Here is a 1,849-nt window from a genome sequence, read left to right on the forward strand (position 1 = left end):
TGGGCGGTATGCTGCCCCTGACTTATCTGCTATTGGACGGTCACTTTGGCAATAATGCATCTCTGCAAATGGCCCGCCGGCTGAATTTACATCTAATTTCAAAGCTTCGTTACGATTCGGCGCTTTATATCCCCTATCAAAACCCCGACCCTGACCGAAAGTGCCGCCGCAAATATGGAGATAAGCTTGACCTACGCAACATGCCCCCTCAATACCTGAAAAACAGCACGATTGATGGGCCAATTCTCACCGATATCTATCAAGCGCAACTCCTCCACAAAGAATTTGCTCCACCTCCTAAAGGGGTGATTCCTGGCAAAAATTATCCAAACACTAATGCTCCCCACCCCCTCATTTTATTTACCAATGAACCTTAATTGCCTTACGACAAGTAATAAATTTTTACAGCCGGCGCTTTCAAATCGAATTTAATTTTCGGGACAACAATTCTGGGGCCTGGAAGATTTTATGAATGTCAGCCAAACGGCAGTTACTAATGCAGCCAATCTCTCATTTTTTATGGTCAACCTGTCCCATCACCTGCTCGGGACTGGCCCAGGGAAGCATTGTGGGGACAGTGTGCTGGATCTCAAAGCCATCTGTCGGGGCTCAAAATATGTGGCCGAAATCATAAAACTCCTTCCGGAAAAACCTGAGCCAGTTTTATTGGCTCAGATTTTCCAACGTATATCCCGCCTAGGTCGTATCCACCGGCCACCCGCTTGTAGCAACCTCAGCTGATTTGGCGAAGGTATTGTTTAAGAAACCGGGTTTTTAGCAAACAGCGCTCGCCATTTTAATTTAGCTTTTATCACTTTCGTTTGCATAAGTATTTTAAGTTTCTTTCCCGCTCCACAGGCGGGCGAGCTCCCCTGCAACCGCAAAGATGCGGATGCTACCGGCAGGGCTGTCAGCCACTTCCCACCCAAGGCAACTGCACCAAATCGGATAAGGTGTTGAGCCACTCCCCGCTCGCTCAGAGACGGGGATTCAGGCTAAGAATTGGGCGCAGCTTTTCGCCCTAACTTTTTACGGTTGGCTATCTGGCTGCACTTTCTATGCTTTCGGGAGAACCGCTCCGAGGGAGAATGAGACTTCCTACTTTCGGACTCGCCTACTCGTTTCGCGGCTTCTTGATATTGCTTCCATGCCTCCACAAGGAACGGCTCCGTCCCCACAAGTGTTGAATTCTGTCACAAAACTTTACATTTTAGCTTACATTTATCCTGCCCTGAGTAAAAATGCTTAGCCAGAGAGAAGTCGTTCTATCCAGTGGACATAGCTGATTTCTTGACACATACAACATTGAAGATAGCGGAGTTTATCTAGTAGCGTAGTCCCCCATTCTTTAGGAATATCTACTATCTTTAATATCAGGTAAGCTATCAGCGAAACATAAATTTGTATAGCTATACCATTTACATTTTTAGTAATCAGCTTATCCAACTTAAGGTGCATTTTAAGAAACTTCCATAACAACTCTATGTGCCAGCGATATCTGTAAATTTCCATAAGCTCTTCATCGGACACTTCGTCCCGCTCCAGATTGGTGGCCAATCTATACTCGGCGCGCTTTTCAATATCATAAAAGTTAACAACTCTATATATTCCTGAGTTCTTCCCTGTCACAAGTGTTTAATCTTAACAATTCGACACTTGTGGCCGGCTCGCGGGCCTTAACTATTAGTTTCAGAACTATAGCAGTAGCCACTTAAATTAGAACATTAGACCTTGAGGGCAGGCGGGACGCCTGCCCTACGTCTATATAGCAGTAAGCATTTAGGAAACCTACATTTCGGCTTCCCTTGCTCCCCCGCTCCCGAAGCTTCTATTGTTCTAACCCATATAA

2 pseudogenes are annotated in these 1,849 nt (G+C 45.7%); one reads left to right on the forward strand and one right to left on the reverse strand.

The window, feature by feature from the left end:
* Positions 1-741, forward strand: a pseudogene (locus OSC10802_RS55190) (transposase); the annotation flags it as partial.
* A 504-nt stretch (positions 742-1,245) separates the two neighbouring features.
* On the opposite strand, the pseudogene OSC10802_RS43140 reads toward OSC10802_RS55190, so the two are convergent.
* A pseudogene (locus OSC10802_RS43140) lies at positions 1,246-1,626 on the reverse strand (transposase); the annotation flags it as partial.
* Positions 1,627-1,849 lie beyond the last annotated feature (223 nt).

The organism is Kamptonema formosum PCC 10802, from assembly GCF_000332335.1.
In the GTDB taxonomy this organism is placed as follows: Bacteria; Cyanobacteriota; Cyanobacteriia; order Cyanobacteriales; family Oscillatoriaceae; genus Oscillatoria.